Origin of the sequence: Thalassobaculum sp. (assembly GCF_040219615.1) — a bacterium.
Lineage (GTDB): Bacteria > Pseudomonadota > Alphaproteobacteria > Thalassobaculales > Thalassobaculaceae > Thalassobaculum_A.
The window spans coordinates 21,415-37,734 of sequence record NZ_JAVJSE010000026.1 but is presented as its reverse complement, the minus strand read 5'-3'; the positions used below and the strand labels follow the sequence as shown (position 1 = coordinate 37,734).

Annotated in this window: 12 protein-coding genes; 9 read left to right on the top strand and 3 right to left on the bottom strand. The window is 71.9% G+C overall.

All coding sequences use genetic code 11. The features are described 5' to 3' along the window. Positions 1 to 112 precede the first annotated feature (112 nt). The 6 genes from RIC31_RS14360 to RIC31_RS14335 all read left to right on the top strand — a co-directional run bounded on the left by RIC31_RS14360 (position 113) and on the right by RIC31_RS14335 (position 9,201). Entirely contained in the window at positions 113 to 2,884 is a 2,772-nt protein-coding gene (locus tag RIC31_RS14360) for a 2-oxoglutarate dehydrogenase E1 component (RefSeq protein ID WP_350108707.1), read from the top strand. Beyond that, positions 2,881 to 5,205 carry a molybdopterin guanine dinucleotide-containing S/N-oxide reductase gene (locus RIC31_RS14355; RefSeq protein WP_350108704.1) on the top strand — a complete coding sequence of 775 codons (2,325 nt, stop codon included), beginning with the start codon at positions 2,881 to 2,883 and terminating at the stop codon, positions 5,203 to 5,205. The genes RIC31_RS14360 and RIC31_RS14355 overlap by 4 nt, the downstream gene beginning before the upstream one ends. Before the next feature lie 17 nt (positions 5,206 to 5,222). Next, positions 5,223 to 6,014, top strand: a complete 792-nt coding sequence (locus RIC31_RS14350) for an SDR family NAD(P)-dependent oxidoreductase (protein ID WP_350108702.1) — start codon at positions 5,223 to 5,225, stop codon at positions 6,012 to 6,014. Between the two features lie 14 nt (positions 6,015 to 6,028). After that, complete coding sequence (locus tag RIC31_RS14345; RefSeq protein WP_350108699.1) at positions 6,029 to 6,805, top strand: MaoC family dehydratase; 777 nt, start codon at positions 6,029 to 6,031, stop codon at positions 6,803 to 6,805. Next, positions 6,802 to 8,388, top strand: coding sequence for an AMP-binding protein (locus RIC31_RS14340; RefSeq protein ID WP_350108696.1), 1,587 nt, complete (start codon positions 6,802 to 6,804; stop codon positions 8,386 to 8,388). Before RIC31_RS14345 ends, RIC31_RS14340 begins: the two co-directional genes overlap by 4 nt. A 138-nt stretch (positions 8,389 to 8,526) precedes the next feature. Continuing rightward, the gene (locus tag RIC31_RS14335) at positions 8,527 to 9,201 is read left to right on the top strand and encodes an OmpW/AlkL family protein (protein WP_350108693.1); all 675 of its coding nucleotides are present in this window, start codon (positions 8,527 to 8,529) and stop codon (positions 9,199 to 9,201) included. Positions 9,202 to 9,249: 48 nt separating this feature from the next. On the opposite strand, the gene RIC31_RS14330 is transcribed toward RIC31_RS14335, so the two are convergent. The 3 genes from RIC31_RS14330 to RIC31_RS14320 form a co-directional block, all read right to left on the bottom strand. Next, on the bottom strand, positions 9,250 to 10,308 hold the full coding sequence (locus RIC31_RS14330; protein WP_350108690.1) for an alcohol dehydrogenase: 1,059 nt from the start codon (positions 10,306 to 10,308) through the stop codon (positions 9,250 to 9,252). Positions 10,309 to 10,423: 115 nt separating this feature from the next. Beyond that, positions 10,424 to 11,311, bottom strand: coding sequence for a DMT family transporter (locus RIC31_RS14325; RefSeq protein WP_350108687.1), 888 nt, complete (start codon positions 11,309 to 11,311; stop codon positions 10,424 to 10,426). Then, on the bottom strand, positions 11,308 to 12,195 hold the full coding sequence (locus RIC31_RS14320; RefSeq protein ID WP_350108684.1) for a DMT family transporter: 888 nt from the start codon (positions 12,193 to 12,195) through the stop codon (positions 11,308 to 11,310). Before RIC31_RS14320 ends, RIC31_RS14325 begins: the two co-directional genes overlap by 4 nt. A gap of 237 nt (positions 12,196 to 12,432) precedes the next feature. Between RIC31_RS14320 and RIC31_RS14315 the strand changes: the two genes are divergently transcribed. From RIC31_RS14315 to RIC31_RS14305, 3 genes are all read left to right on the top strand, one after another. Continuing rightward, positions 12,433 to 12,975 carry a PAS domain-containing protein gene (locus RIC31_RS14315; protein ID WP_350108681.1) on the top strand — a complete coding sequence of 181 codons (543 nt, stop codon included), beginning with the start codon at positions 12,433 to 12,435 and terminating at the stop codon, positions 12,973 to 12,975. Positions 12,976 to 13,076: 101 nt separating this feature from the next. Next, positions 13,077 to 14,126, top strand: a complete 1,050-nt coding sequence (locus RIC31_RS14310) for a cyclase family protein (RefSeq protein WP_350108678.1) — start codon at positions 13,077 to 13,079, stop codon at positions 14,124 to 14,126. Positions 14,127 to 14,128: 2 nt separating this feature from the next. After that, complete coding sequence (locus tag RIC31_RS14305; protein ID WP_350108675.1) at positions 14,129 to 16,261, top strand: acetate--CoA ligase family protein; 2,133 nt, start codon at positions 14,129 to 14,131, stop codon at positions 16,259 to 16,261. Positions 16,262 to 16,320 lie beyond the last annotated feature (59 nt).

Here is a 16,320-nt window from a genome sequence, read left to right as displayed (position 1 = left end):
GAAGGGGGAGGGTCGAAGCTAGGTTCCAGGGTGGCGGTTTGTAAAGACGCCTTGCATACAATATGCGTAGTATCCGTCCTCCCTCCTGGATCACCTGTCCCGCCGAAAACCGATGCAGACCCTTCCGGCCGCCGACGCCGCCTATCTCGAAGACCTGTACGCCCGCTTCCTGGATGATCCGCTGTCGGTCGACCCGAGCCTCTGGCCGGTGTTCGCGACCTGGCCGGACGCCCGCGGCGTGGTGCGCCGGGCCCACAGCCCGCGCGTCGAGGCCGGACCGGGCGATGCCGACCTGGTCCGCCGCAGCGTCGCGACCGAGCGGCTGATCGCGGCGTGGCGAACCCACGGGCACCTCGCGGCCGAACTCGACCCGCTCGGCCTGCGCCGGCCGCCCGGCCATCGCGAGCTCGACCCGGCGACGCACGGCCTGACCGCCGAGGACCTGGGGGCTCCGGTTGCGGTGACCCTGCCCGCCGGCACCTTGGCGGCGACACCCGGGGCGGTGCTCGACCGGCTGCGCTCGGCCTGGGGCGGGGCCTTCACCGCCGAGGTCGCGCATCTGGAGGATCCGGCGGCCCGCGACTGGCTGATCGCGGCGATCGAGGGCGACCGCTTCGCCGCGCCGCGCCGCGAGGAGCGGCTGGCCCGGCTCGACGGGCTGCTGGCCGCCGACGCGGTCGAGCAGTTCATGAACAAGCGCTTCCCGACCAACAAGCGGTTCGGCCTCGAGGGCCTGGAGGCCGAGGTGCCGATGTGGGAGGCCATGCTGGCCGACGCCGCGGCCGCCGGGGTCACCGACGTGGTGATGGCGCCGATGCACCGCGGCCGGCTGACCCTGATCACCCGGGTCGTCGGCAAGTCCTTCACCTCGGCGTTCTCGGAGCTGCTGGGGACCCCGCAGGTGCCGGACGGCACCGGGGCGTCGTCCGACGTGCCCTATCACCTGGGGATCTCGACCGAGCGCAGCTTCGGCGGCCGGCCGCTGCGCATCGTCATGCCGTCCAATCCCAGCCATGTGGAGCTGGTCGCCGCGGTCAGCCTCGGCAAGGCGCGGATCAAGCAGGACCTGCTGCGGGCAGGCGGCGAGCCGGATCCCGAGGGCAGGGTGCTGCCGCTGCTGCTGCACACCGACGGCGCGTTCTCCGGCCAGGGCGTGATCGCCGAGATGCTGCAGCTGGCGACCCTGCCGGCCTACCAGGTCGGCGGCTCGATCCATGTGATCGCCAACAACCAGCTCGCCTTCACCGTGAAGCCGGAGCACGGCCGGTCGTCCCGCCACCCGAGCGATGCCGCCAAGGCGATCGGCGCGCCGGTGCTGCACGTCCAGGTCGACGCCGTCGACCAGGTGGTGCGGGCCGGCCGGATCGCCGCCGCGTACCGGGCGAAGTTCCGGCGCGACATCGTGGTCGACGTCGTCGGCTACCGCCGGCGCGGGCACAACGAGCTCGAGGAGCCGATGTTCACCGAGCCGGTGCGCTACGGCCGGATCGCCGGCTGGACGACCTCGCCGCAGGCCTATGCCGAAGCCTGTGTGGCCGACGGCACCGTCGACCGGGCGACCCTCGACGCCATGGTCGCGCGGCACTGGGCGGCACTCGACGAGGCCCATGCCGCCGCCAAGGGCTACCGGCCGAACCAGCCGGACCGGCTCGCCCGGCGCTGGTCCGCCCTGCGGCCGCGCTGCGAGGGCAAGGTGCCGGCGACCGGTATCGAGCTCGACCGGCTGCGGTCGCTCGGCGCGGCCACCGTCCGGGTCCCGGACGGCTTCGACCTGAACGCCAAGATCGCCCGGCAATGGGGCGAGCGCAGCGACAGCCTGGAGCGCGGCGCCGGGATCGGATTCTCCACCGCCGAGGCCCTGGCCTTCGCCAGCCTGCTGGACGACGGCTACGGGGTGCGGCTGACCGGCCAGGACAGCCGGCGCGGCACCTTCTCGCAGCGCCACGCCGTGGTGTTCGACCAGTCCACCGGCGAGGAGCACACGCCGCTGGCCGCCCTGGCCCACGCGCCGGGCCGGTTGACCGTGGCCGACAGTCCGCTGACCGAGGAGGCCTGCCTCGGCTTCGAGTACGGGATCAGCATCACCGACCCGGACACGCTGGTCGCCTGGGAGGCGCAGTTCGGCGACTTCGTGAACGGCGCGCAGGCAGTGATCGACCAGTTCATCGCCGCCGGCGACGACAAGTGGCTGCGGCAGTCCGGCCTGGTCCTGCTGCTGCCGCACGGCATGGAAGGCGGCGGGCCCGAGCATTCCTCGGCACGGCCGGAGCGGTTCCTGCAGCTGGCGGCCGGCGGCAACATTTCGGTGCTGGCCTGCGGCTCGCCCGCCAACCTGTTCCATGCGCTGCGCCGGCAGCTGCTGCGGCCGTACCGGGTGCCGCTGGTCGCGTTGACCCCGAAGTCCGGCCTGCGGCACGCCGAGGCGGTGTCCGGCATCGAGGAGTTCGGCCCCGGCATGGCGTTCCGGCCGGTGATCGACGACCCCGAGCTGACGGCCGGCGCCCGCCGGGTGGTGCTGGTCGCCGGCAAGCTGTACTTCGAACTGGCGGCGGCCCGCCGCGAGCGCGGCATCGACGACGTCGCGCTGGTCCGGATCGAGGAGCTTTACCCGTTCCCGGAATCCGAGCTCGCGGCGGTGCTGGCGAGGCACCCCGGGGCCGAGCTGGTCTGGGCCCAGGAAGAGCCCGAGAACATGGGGGCCTGGCGGTTCGCGGCACCGCTGCTGGCTTCCTTGCGCGGCTCCGAGAGCCATGCCACCTATTGCGGGCGTCCCGCCTCGGCCTCGCCGGCCGTCGGCTGGGGCGTCTGGCACAGGGCCGAGCACGCGGCGATTCTGGATGCCGCACTGGCGCCGGCCGCCGCCCGTCGCAGGAGAGCCTCATGAGCACCGCCGTCCAGCGCCGCCTGGTCCCGACCGCGACCCACTGGGGGACCTACTACGCCGAGGTCGAGGGCGACCGGCTGATCGCGGTCCACGACTACGCCAAGGATCCGGCACCGGCGATCATCGGCCCCGGCATCGTCGACGCGGTCACCCATGAGAGCCGGATCGCCCGGCCGATGATCCGCAAGGGCTGGCTGGAGAAGCGCAAGGACAGCGACCGGTCGGGGCGCGGCCGCGAGTCGTTCGTGGCGGTGCCGTGGGACGAGGCGCTGGAGATGGCGGCCTCGGAGCTCGACCGGATCAAGGCCGCGCACGGCAACACCGCCTTCTATGCCGGCTCCTACGGCTGGGCGAGCGCCGGGCGGTTTCACCACGCCAACTCGCACATCCACCGGTTCTTCAACCAGCTCGGCGGCTACGTCCGGCACGAGGGCACCTATTCCTACGCCGCCGCCCAGCAGATCCTGCCGCACGTCGTCGGCCCGATGAAGCCGCTGCTCGACCACCACACCACCTGGCCGGTGCTGGCCGAGCATTGCGAGCTGCTGTTGTCGTTCGGCGGCATGCCGGTGAAGAACGCCCAGGTGACCTCGGGCGGGGTCGGCCGGCACACCTGCTACCATGGCCTCAAGGCCTGCGCCGACAACGGCTGCGAGATCGTCTATCTCAGCCCGATCCGCATCGACATGCCGCCGGATCTCGACGCCGAGTGGATCCCGGTGCGCCCGGGCTCGGATGCCGCGCTGATGCTGGCGCTGGCCCATACCCTGATCGCCGAGGGCCGGCACGATTCCGCTTTCCTGGAGCGCTACACCGTCGGCTTCGAGCGGTTCCGCGCCTACGTCATGGGCGAGAGCGACGGCCAGCCGAAGACCCCGGACTGGGCGGCGGCGATCTCCGGCGTCCCGGCCGACACGATCCGCGACCTGGCCCGCCGCATGGCGTCCAGCCGCACCATGATCAACGCCACCTGGTCGATGCAGCGCGCCGAATACGGCGAGCAGCCGGTCTGGCTGACTGTCGTGCTGGCGGCGATGCTGGGCCAGATCGGCACGCCGGGCGGCGGCTTCGGGGTCGGCTACAGCTCCGAGAACGGCGTCGGCAACCCGGTGAAGTTCTTCCACTGGCCGTCGGTGCCGCAGGGCGACAACCCGGTGACCGACGTGATCCCGGTCGCCCGCATCTCCGACATGCTGCTGAACCCGGGCAGGCCGTTCCAGTTCGACGGCCGGGACCTGACCTACCCGGACATCCGGCTGGTCTACTGGGCCGGCGGCAACCCGTTCCACCACCACCAGGACCTGCACAAGCTGGTCGAGGCGTTCCGGCGCCCGGAGACCGTGATCGTCAACGAGATCTGGTGGACCGCGATGGCGCGGCACGCCGACATCGTGTTCCCGTCGACCACGGCGCTGGAGCGCAACGACCTCGCGATCACCCACTGGGAGCCGCTGAGCGTCGCCATGAAGCAGGCGATCCCTCGGGTCGGCGACAGCCGCCCGGACTTCGAGATCTTCAGCGGCCTGGCCGGCAAGCTGGGCTTCGCCGAACGCTACACCGAGGGCCGCGACGAGATGGACTGGATCCGCCATCTCTGGGACCAGTCGCGCCAGCGCGCCGCCGAGGCCGGCTTCGAGCTTCCCGACTTCGAGACCTTCTGGGAGCAGGAGACCTTCGAGCTTCCCGACCCGGAGAAGCCGACCATCCTGCTGGAGGGCTTCCGGGCCGATCCGGAGGGCAACCCGCTGTCCACGCCGTCGGGCCGGATCGAGATCTTCTCCGAGACCGTCGAGAGCTTCGGCTACGACGACTGCCCGGGCCACCCGGTGTGGCGCGAGCCCGACGAGTGGCTCGGCGGCAAGCTGTCCGAGACCTATCCGCTGCACCTGATGTCGAACCAGCCGCGCACCCGGCTGCACAGCCAGCTCGATCCCGGGTCCGTCAGCATGGGCTCCAAGGTGGCCGACCGCGAGCCGATGACCATCCACCCGGACGACGCCGCCGCCCGCGGCATCAAGTCGGGCGACGTGGTGCGGGTGTGGAACGACCGCGGGTCCTGTCTTGCCGGCGTCATCGTCTCGGACGTGGTGATGCCGGGGATCGTGCAGTTGTCGACCGGCGCCTGGTTCGACCCGGACGAGCCGGGCAAGGCGGCAGGGCTCGACAAGCACGGCAACCCGAACGTGCTGACCCGCGACCGCGGCACCTCGCGGCTCGGCCAGGGCCCGACGGCGCATTCCTGCCTGGTCGAGGTCGCCCGCGTCGACGGCGCGATCCCGCCGGTCACCGCGCACCGGCCGCCTGAGATCGTCGAGCGCTGAACGGGCAGGGGACGGGCATGCGCGACGACACGGATTTCCACGGCCAGGCGGTGCTGATCACCGGCGGCGCCAGCGGCATCGGCTGGGCGGCGGCGCGGGCGTTCGCGCAGCGCGGCGCCCATGTGATGGTCGCCGACCTGAAGGAGGACACCGCGACCGGCAGGGCCTCCGAGCTTGGCGGCGGGCACCGCGGCATCGGCGGCGACGTCTCCAACGAGGCCGCGGTCGACCGCATGGTCCATGCCACCGTCGAGGCGTTCGGCCGGCTCGACGTGCTGGTGAACTGTGCCGGCCTGCCCGACACCTTCGTGCCGACGGTCGAGCAGACCCGCGACCACTGGCAGCGGCTGATCGACGTGCATCTGACCGGCACCTTCCTGATGGCCAAGCGCGCGGCGGTCGAGATGATCCGCCACCGCCATGGCGTGATCCTGAACATCTCCTCGATCGCCGGCACCCATGCGCTGCCGCGCCGCAACGCCTACACCGCGGCCAAGCACGGCGTCGTCGGCCTGACCAAGGCGCTGGCCTGCGACTGGGGGCAGGACGGCATCCGGGTCAACGCGATCGCGCCGGGATACATCCGCACCCCGCTGGTCGAAGGGCTGATCGAGCAGGGCAAGCTGGACGCCAAGGTGATCCGCCGGCGCACCCCGATGGGGGCGCTGCTGTCGCCGGACGATGTCGCCAGCGCCATGCTGTTCCTGGCGTCGCCGTTGGCGCGTATGATCACCGGCACCGTGGTGACCGTCGACGGCGGCTATACCGCCTTCGGCAGCCCGAACGACGCCGCCATCATCGACGACTGACACCGGAGGCCGGCATGCGGGAGAACGCCTCGCTCGAGACCGGCTTCGTGTTCCCCGAGCGGACCATCGTGCGGGCGGCCGCCGACCAGGCGCGCTGGCTTCGGGCGGCCGGCGTCGACCCCGCCGTCTGGGACGGCATCGCCGAGCCGACGCTGTGGGGCAATGACGGCTTTCGCGGCATGAAGCTGGTCCGCCAGCAGCCTAACGGCTACGTCCATGTCGAGCAGCGGATGCAGGTATCGGAGCACGCCGCCCTCGGCGAGGAGATCCGGTTCCGCGGCGTGACGGAGTCGGTCGAGCCGGCGCGCAAGGGCCGCCTGGTCACCCAGCGCTTCGAGGTGGTGCGCGCCTCCGGTGCGGTGGCCGTCGCCATGACCCATGTCGGGCTGCTGCCGGATCCGGCGGCGATGGCGGAGCGCGGCGGGGGCGGCGACGCCAAGGGCGAGCCGGAGCCGCTGGAGGCCTTGGCCGAGCAGGCGATGACGCCGGAGCGCGTCACCACCTTCTCGCGCGAGGTCGGCAACCTGATCCACTTCGACCCGGCGTTCGCCATGGGCCTCGGCTTCCGGGCCCCGCTGGCACAGGGACTGCAGACTATGACCTGGATGGTCGGCGCGCTCGGGCCGGAGGCCCCGCTGTCGGTGACCTGCCGGTTCCGGCGGCCGGTGTTCTGGGACGAGCCCATGACGCTGCTCGGGCGGCGCGACGGCGACGGTCGGCCGGTCTATCTCGAGACCCGGAACCGGGACGGCAAGGCGACCGCCCAGATGGCGGTCCAGGGCGCCCGATGACCAGCCTGGACCTGCTGCTCGAACGGGCGGCCGCCCGGCGGGGAAACGCCCCGGCGATCCGGACCGAGACCGGGACGCTGTCCTGGGCGGCACTGCACGACCGGGTGCGGCATGTCGCCGGCGGGCTGGCCGGGCTCGGGGTCGGCTTCGGGCACCGGGTGGCGTTCTGGCTCCCGAACGGACTCCCCTGGCTGGTGCTGCACCTCGCCTGCGCCCGGCTCGGGGCGGTCACGGTGGCGATCAACCCGCGGTTCCGGGCGGTCGAACTGGCGGACATCGTCTCGCGATCGAACGCCAAGACGCTGGTGCTGGCCCCGCAGGGCGACGACGTCGACCACCTCGCGGTGCTGGCCGAGGCGGATCCGGCGGCGCTCGACGGCCTGCGCCACCTGATCCAGGTCGGCGAGCCCGGCCGGTCGCCGCTGCCGGGGGCGGCGACCGTGACCTACGCGGCGCTGGAGACGGCGGCACCCTGGCACCTGGCGCCGAGCCCGGAGGACGCGCCGATCGTGATGTTCGCGACCTCCGGCACGACCGCCCGGCCCAAGCTGGTGCTGCACGCTCAGAAGCTGGCGGTCGCCCACGGCTTCGACGTCGCCCGCGTGACCGGCTACCCGGACCCGGGGTCGGTGGTGTTCCACGCCCTGCCGTTCTGCGGGGCGTTCGGCTACACCCAGCTGCTGGGCTGCCTGGCGACCGGCGCCGACATGGTGGTGCCGACGGGCTTCGACCCGGTGGTGGCGGCCCGGCTGGTCGAGAGCAACCGGGTGACGCACATGGCCGGCTCGGACGACCTGCTGCACCGGCTGCTGCAGGGGGCAGATGCGCTCGGGCTTGGCGAGCGGCCGTTCCCGCATCTGCGCAGCGTCGCCTATGCCGCCTTCAATGCCGCCCTGCCGGATTTCGCCGCTGTCGCGGCAGCCCGCGGGCTGCCGCTGCGGGCCGGCTTCGGGATGTCCGAGTCGTTCGCGCTGTTCGCGTTCCGCAAGGCGGACGAGCCGCCGGAGCGTCGCCCGGTCGGCGGCGGAACCCCGGTGAACATGAACGGGGCCGCGCGGATCGTCGATCCGGCGACCGGCGAGGCGATGCCGGTCGGCGAGCCGGGGGCGCTGCAGATCCGCTCCCCCAACCTGATGCTGGGCTATGACGGCGACGAGGCGGCGACCGAGGCCGCGTTCACCGCGGACCGCTGGCTGAAGACCGGCGACCTGGGCCGGCTCGACGGCGACGGCGGCTTCAGCTTCCTCGGCCGGGCCGACGACTTTCTGCGGCTGTCCGGCTTCCTGGTCAATCCGCTGGAGATCGAGGCCCGGATCCTGGAACTGCCGGGGATCGCCGCGGCCCAGGTGGTCGAGGCGGCGGCCCGCAAGGGCAGCCGGCCGGTCGCGTTCGTGGTGCTGGAGCCGGGTGCCGCGCTCGACGAGGCGGCGGTAATCGCGCACTGCAAGTCCGGGCTGGCGGGGTTCAAGGCGCCGGTCAGGGTGGTGGCGCTGGACGGGTTTCCGGCGGCGGCCGGCGCGAACGGGGTGAAGACCCGCCGGGGTGAGCTGCGGGCGCTGGCGCGCAAGGCGCTGGGCCGGTAGCCGGGCCCGGCTGCGACCCCCCGTCGCAGGAGGCTCGGCCGCCGATTTGATCCACCTCATGCCTGAAGACACGGCCGCCGGCACATGATCCGCGCGACTGCCCGGGCGGGTGGTCAGGATCTTCCACGGGGAAACCAGATGAACAACTCGATCGTCCGGCGGCTCGGGCTCGCCGCGAGCCTTGCCGCGTTCGCCCTGACCACGACACCTGCGCTGGCCGTCGACCAGGGCGACTGGCTGGTCCGCCTGCGCGGGATCGGCGTGATGCCGACCAGCGACAGCGGCGGCATCTCGCCGGACCTCACCGGAGGCTCGCTGGAGGCGCAGCGGGCCTATGTGCCCGAACTCGACATCACCTACATGGCGACCGAGAACCTCGGCCTCGAGCTGATCCTCGCGACGTCGCCGCACGACATCGACGGCCAGGGCGCGGTCGCCGGCCTCGGCAAGGCGGCCGACACCTGGCTGCTGCCGCCGACCCTGCTGCTGCAGTGGCATTTCCTGCCGAAGGGAAAGGTCCGGCCCTATGTCGGCGCCGGTATCAACTACACCATCACCTACGGGGAGAACGCGACCGCCTCGCTGGAGAACGCGCTCGGCGGGCCGACCACCGTCGACCTCGGCAATTCCCTGGGGTGGGCGGTGCAGGCCGGCGTCGATATCGACGTCGCGGAGAACTGGTTCGTGAACGTCGACGTCAAGTACATCGACATCAACGTCGATGCCGAGTTCAGGACCGGCGGCACCACGCGCACCGCCGATGTCGGGATCGACCCGGTGGTGTTCGGAATCGGCGTCGGCTACCGGTTCTAGGACGGCGCGGCCGCCGCCGGATCGCTCCGGCGGCGGCCCGCTTCCCGGTCAGTCGTTGGTCAGCACCACGCGGCCGACGATCTTGCCGGCCTTCAGGTCCTGCAGGGTCTGGTAGGCGGTGTCGACCGGGCGGGTCTCGATCGGGATCGGCTTCACCTTGCCGGTCTTCACCAGTTCCATCAGCTCCTTCAACTCGCCGAGCGAGCCGACATAGGAGCCCATGATCGACAGCGCCCGCATCGGGATGGTCGGCAGCGAGATGGTCATCTGGCCGCCGTACAGGCCGACGATCACGTAGCGCCCGCCCTTGCGGACGGCGGCGATGCCCAGGCCGGACGTCGCCTCGCCGCCGACCGTGTCGACCACGGCGCGCAGCTCGCCGCCGGCGATCTTCTGCAGCTCTGCCACGGCGTTGCCCGCGGTCTTGGTGTTCAGCACCGCCGAGGCGCCCATCTCCTTGGCGGCCTCCAGATGGGAATCGTCGATGTCGACGGAGATGACGTTCTTCACGCCCATGGCCTTGGCGATGGTCACCGCCGACAGGCCGAGGCCACCGGCGCCCATGATCGCGAGCCATTCGTCGTCCCGGATCGGCAGCGCCTTCTTGAGCGCCGAATACACGGTCACGCCCGAGCACGAGTAGGGGGTGGCGACGGTCGGGTCGACGTCGCCGATGTCGACCAGGTATTTCGGGTTCGGCACCATGCAGTGGGTGGCATAGCCGCCGTCCCGGAAGATGCCGATCGAGCGCATGGTCGGACACAGGTTCTCCTGCTCGGCCTTGCAGGCCGAGCACTCGCCGCAGCCGAGCCAGGGATGCACCAGCATGGTCTGGCCGATCGAAACACCCTTGGCGTCGGGCCCGAGCGCCACGACCTCGCCGAGCACCTCGTGGCCGAGGGTGATCGGGAACTTCTGGCCGCGGTCGACGATGTTCAGCACCTTGCCGCCGCCGAGGTCGAAGTAGCCGTCGGAGATGTGGATGTCGGAATGGCAGACGCCGGCGCGGGTGACCTTGAGCAGCACCTCGGTGCCGGTCGGCACCGGATCCGGCTTGTCGACCGTCTCGAACGGCTTGCCGGGTTCCATCAGCGAATAGCTGCGCATTCTCTCGTCTCCCTTGGATTTTCTGGGGCGCCGACCAGATGCGGGGGCACCCGCTGCGGCGCGTGAAATGCCGTTCCGGATTTAAGCCCAGCCGCCCGAGCCGTGTCGAGGGCCGTCAGCCCCGGCGCGCTCGCACCCGCTCGCGCCACCAGGTGTAGAGCCCGGAGCCGACCACGATCGCGGCACCGGCCGCCGTGATCTCGTCCGGCAGGTCGCCGAACACCAGGAAGCCGACGGTCGTCGCCCACAGCAGCAGGGTGTAGTTGAACGGCTGCAGCACGCTTGCCGGGGCCAGCTCCAGCGCCTTGATCAGGATCAGGTGGCCGACCACGCCGAGCGCCCCCGCCACCGGCAGCAGGATCCAGCCCTGCAGGTCCGGCGGCGTCCATTGCAGCGGCCCGACCAGCGAGGTCGCCGCGAACCCGACCCAGCCGGTGTACAGCAGGATGGTGACCATGCCGTCGGTCCGGGCGACGATCTTGGTCATGATCTGGTAGACCGCGAACAGGGTCGCCCCGAGCAGCGGGAGCAGCGCCGCCGGGTCGAAAACCGACAGCCCGGGGCGCAGGATCACCAGGATCCCGACGAAGCCGATGCCGACCGCCGCCCAGCGCCGCGGCCCGACGAATTCGCCCAGCACCAGGGCCGACAGCGCGGTGATGATCAGCGGGTACACCGCCGCGATCGCGTGGGTGTCGGCCAGCGGCAGGTAGCGGAAGGCGAGCACGAAGCAGGCGATCTCGGCCAGCAGCAGGACCGCGCGAACCACGTTGAGCACCGGCCGGCGGGCCCGGAACCCGGCAAGCGGGCCGCCGCTGCGCAGCGACAGCACGGTCGCGAAGCCGGCGAAGAACGCATAGCGCACCCACAGGATCTGCCCGACCGGATAGTCGAGGATCAGCGTCTTCGACACCGCGTCCATGCCGGCGAACAGCAGGTTGGCCAGCAGGATCAGGACGATGCCGCGGCCCGGCGCGGAGAGGTCCGCTGCGGGCCGGCTCACGCGGCGGCCCCGGCCCGCACCCGCTCGCGCCACCAGACATACAGCCCGCTGCCCACCACGATCGACGCACCGGCCACGGTGTAGCTGTCCGGCACCTCGCCGAACACCAGGTAGCCGGCCAGGGTCGCCCAGACCAGCTGCACGAAGTTGAACGGCTGCAGCACGCTGGCCGGCGTCGTCTCCAGCGCCTGTATCACCAGGCTGTGGCCGATCGTTCCGGCGGCCGCGGTCAGGGCCAGCAGCGCCCAGCCGGTCGCGTCCGGCGCCCGCAGGTCGAACGGCGCCACCAGGCTGGTCAGCGCCGCGCCGACCAGGGCGGTGTAGAGGGTCAGGCTGACCGGCCCGTCGGTGCGGCCGAGGATCTTGGTCAGGATCTGGTAGACCGCGAACAGCGCGGCCGCCGCCAGGATCAGCAGGCAGGCCGGCTGGAACACCGCGGCTCCCGGCCGCAGGATCACCAGGACGCCCAGGAAGCCGACCGCCACCGCCGCCCAGCGCCGCGGCCCGACCTGCTCCTTCAGGATCAGCGCCGACAGCACCGTGATCATCAGCGGGTAGGAGATGCCGACCGCCATCACCTCGGCCATCGGCAGCAGGCCGAGCGCCAGCACCACGCAGCCCATGTTGACCGGCAGCAGCGCCGCGCGCAGCAGATGCAGGGCCCGGTACCGGGTCGCCAGGGCCGCCGGGATCCCGCCGTTGGCGGCCGCCCGGGCCAGCGCGGCGGCGGCGAAGCCGAGGTAGAACGCCCAGACGATCTGCCCGACCGGATAGTTGCCGGCCAGCCACTTGTTGGTGGTGTCCATGGTGGTGAACGCGACGTGGGCCAGCAGGATCAGCACGATCCCGCGGCTCGGACCCGCGAGGGCGACGGCGGCGGCCATTGAGGTTCTCCGGACAGGCGCCGGCTCATACCACGGCGCATGCCGGCGGAGTAGCGGGTTCGTTCGGCGTTCGAGGTCGGACGGGGCCGGCCGAGGTCGGGAGGCGCGACGCTGGCCGCATCCGTCACTCGAGTCTACCATTGCACTCTCGGCCGTCGCGAGAGCGGCCGGTGGGCGGAAGCATGCGGGAGGGGTGATGTCGGGCGGTCGGACCGGCCATGCCGTTCGGAGGTACAGGTGACGGAGGCGGCCCCGCCCCGTTCGTCGGTGCAGGCCCGGCTTGCCGGGGCCGACCCGCGGATCTTCGAATTCCTGGCGGCCTGGCAGACGGCGCGGCACGGCACCATGGTGCCGCTCCACCGCGACTTCGACCCCCTGGCCATCCCGCGGCTGCTGCAGCATGTCTGGCTGTACCGCTACGAGCCCGGCATCGACGACTTCGTGTGCCGTCTGTCCGGCGAGGAGGTCAACGACGCCTGGGGGCGCAGCATCAAGGGCGAGACGCTGCGCACGATCCTGGGCGAGGTCGATCATCCGACCGTGCTGCGCCGCTGGAAGCAGATCGTCTCGGTGCCGCTGCTGCACTACGGTTCGGCGGTGGAACGGCTGTCGGCGCTGGAGACCCGCACGGCGGAGCGGCTGCTGGTCCCGCTCGCGTCCGACGACGAGACCGTCGACTACGTCCTGGGGATGAGCCTCTACAGGATCTCGACGGCGAGCGCGTACCGGATGCCGCTGGTGCCCGAGGACATCGTCCGGATCCCCTGCGCCGAGGTGTGAGCGGCGCTTGCATGGCCGGCGCCGTGCCGCGACAATCCTCGCGCTCATCCAAAGGCGACCGCCGGTTCACGGCGGCGCAGCTCACATATGGGAGGTCGGCGATGGCGGCACGGTGGGAGAACCGGCCGGAGGGCTCGAACTGGGGCGATTTCGGACCCGACGACCAGCGCGGCCGGCTGAACCTGCTGACCCCCGAGCGGGTGGTCGCGGCCGCCAAGGAGGTTCGCGAGGGCATCCGGTTCTGTCTGTCGCTGCCGCTCGACCTGCCGGGCGGACGCGACCTGAACCCGCGCCGGTTCCCGCCGCGCCGGTTCTCGACCGAGCGCAACGGCCTCTCGAACTACAACTTCCCGCTGGCCGAGGACAATCCGGAGCTGACCGACGTGGTGTCGGACGACGCGGTGCTGCTGTGCCTGCAGTATTCGTCGCAGTGGGACAGCTTCGCCCATGTCGGGTCGCTGTTCGACGCCAACGGCGACGGCATCCCGGAGATCGTCTACTACAACGGCTGGACCGGGCTGGAGCACCTGGTGGCCGCCCAGCCGCGCAATGACGCCGCCGATCCCCTCATGCGGTTCGAGGGCGTTCGCGCCAAGGCGCTCGGCATCGAGAACATGGCCCGGGCGGCGGTCCAGGGCCGCGGCGTCATGATCGACCTTCACCGCCATCTCGGCGACGACCGCACGATCGTCGACTTCGCCACCCTCGACCGGATCATGCAGGCCGACGGCATCGTGGTGGAGCAGGGCGACATGGTCTGCCTGCACACCGGCTTCTCCAAGATGCTGGTGGAGAAGGCCGGCAACCCCGACCCGGAGGCCCTGCATAACGCCTACCCGGCGCTCGACGGCGGCGACCCGGAGCTGCAGGACTGGATCCGCGAGAGCGGCCTCGCGGTGCTGGTGGCCGACAACTACGCGGTCGAGCACGTGCCCGGCCGCGACCGCGGCAACGGCCCGAGGCGGGCGATGATGCCGCTTCACGAGCTGTGCCTGTTCAAGCTCGGCATCCATCTCGGCGAGATCTGGTACCTGACCGAGCTGGCCGACTGGCTGCACGCCAACGGTCGCTCGCGCTTCCTGCTGACCGCCCCGCCGCTGCACCTCCCGGGTGTGGTCGGCTCTCCCGCCAACGCCATCGCCACGGTCTGAGAATGCCAGAACACCTGCACGGCCGTCCCGACGTCGAGACCCTGCGCGCCCTGGTCAGCCCGCGCTCGATCGCCGTGATTGGCGCGTCCGACGATCCCACCCGGATCGGCGGCCGTCCGCTCGGCTACATGCTGCGGTCCGGCTTCCAGGGCCCGATCTGGCCGGTCAACCCGAAGCGCGAGGTGATCCAGGGCCTGCCGGCCTTCGCCTCGGTCGAGGCGTTGCCGGAGGCGCCGGACGCGGTGATCGTCGCGGTGCCGGCGGCGGCGGTGCCGGAGACCCTGGAGGCCTGTGCCGCCAAGGGCGCCAAGGCCGCCGTGGTGTTCTCCTCCGGGTTCGCCGAGATCGGCGAGGACGGTCGGATCGCCCAGGATCGCATCCGCGCGATCGCCCGGGCCGGCGGCATCCGGGTCCTGGGACCGAACTGTCTCGGCGTGTTCAATGCCCACAACGGCTGGATCGCGACCTTCTCGACCTCGGTCGAGCGCGAGACGCCGCGGCCCGGCCCGGTGGCGGTGGCCAGCCAGTCCGGCGCCTATGGCAGCCACGCCTTCGCGCTGCTGCGCGCGCGCGGGGTCGACACCGGCATCCTGATCACCACCGGCAACGAGGCCGACGTCGACCTGGCCGACGCCATCGGCTACCTGGTGCGCGACGAGACCACCCGGGTGATCGTCGCCTATGCCGAGGGAATCCGCGACGGCGAGGCGCTGCGCTCGGCACTGGCCGAGGCGGCGGCTGCACAGAAGCCGGTGATCTTCATGAAGGTCGGCCGCTCGCAGGTCGGGGCCGCTGCGGCCGCCTCGCACACCGCGGCACTCGCCGGCTCCGACCGGGTCTATGACGGCTTGTTCGCCCAGTACGGGGTGATGCGGGTCGACTCCACCGACCAGCTGCTGGACGCCGCCCAGGCCGCGTCGCGCGGGCTGTTCCCGGACGGCGACCGGCTGGGCATCGTGACGATCTCCGGCGGGGTCGGCGTGCAGATGGCCGACGCCGCCGAGGACCAGGGTCTGGCGGTGCCGGAGATGCCGGCGGACGCCCAGGAGGAGCTGAAGGCGCTGCTGCCCTTCGCCGCCGTGCGCAACCCGGTCGACATCACCGCCCAGGCCTTCAACGACCTGTCGCTGGTCGGCAAGAACCTGACCCTGATGCTGGAGAAGGGCGGCTACGATGTGGTCGTGGCGTTCTTCACGGTGGTCGCCGGCGCCCGGACCATCGCCGAGCCGCTGATCGAGATCCTGACTGAAGCGAAGGCCAGCTTCCCGGACCGGGTGATGATCCTGTCGCTGGTGGCGTCGCCGGAGATCGTCCGGAAATACGAGGACGCCGGCTATCCGGTGTACGAGGACCCGACCCGGGCGGTGGCGGCCGCGGCGGCGCTGACCCGGTTCGGCCGGTTCTTCGCGCGGCCGGCCGAGCCGGCGTTGCCGCCGGCCCCGGCCGGCGCCCCGCCGGTGCCGCCGCGGATGCTGGCCGAGCACGAGGCCACCGACCTGCTGGAGGCCTGGGGCGTCCCGTTCGTCGCCCGCCGGCTGGCCCGCGACGCCGACGACGCGGCTGCCGCCGCGGCGGCCATCGGCGGGCGGGTGGTGCTGAAGATCGCGTCGGCCGACATCCAGCACAAGACCGAGGTCGGCGGCGTGATCGTCGGGGTCGAGGGCGCCGACGCGGTGCGGGCGGCCCATGCGACCCTGGTCGACCGGGTTGCCTCGGCCGCCCCGGAGGCGCGCATCGACGGGGTGATCGTCGCGGCCATGGCACCGGTCGGCGTCGAGGCGGTGATCGGCGTGCAGCGCGACCCGACCTTCGGCCCGGTGGTGATGGTCGGGCTCGGCGGCGTGCTGGTCGAGGTGCTGGAGGACGTGGCGTTCCGGCTGGCGCCGTTCGGCATCGCCGAGGCCCGGCGGATGATCGCCTCGCTCAAGGGCGCCAAGGTGTTCGCGGGCGTGCGCGGCGCGCCGCCGGCCGACATCGAGGCGCTGGCCGAGCTGCTGGCAAAGGTGTCGGTGTTCGCCGCCGCCGAGGCCGACCGCATCGACAGCGTCGACCTGAACCCGGTGCGGGTGCTGCCCGTCGGGCAGGGCGTGGTGGCGCTCGACGCGCTGATCGTGCCGGCGTCCGGAGCGCACTGAGCACCGGATTGCGCTGTATCAAGGGGACGACCGGCCGGTTCGTCATACAGTGTCCGGGA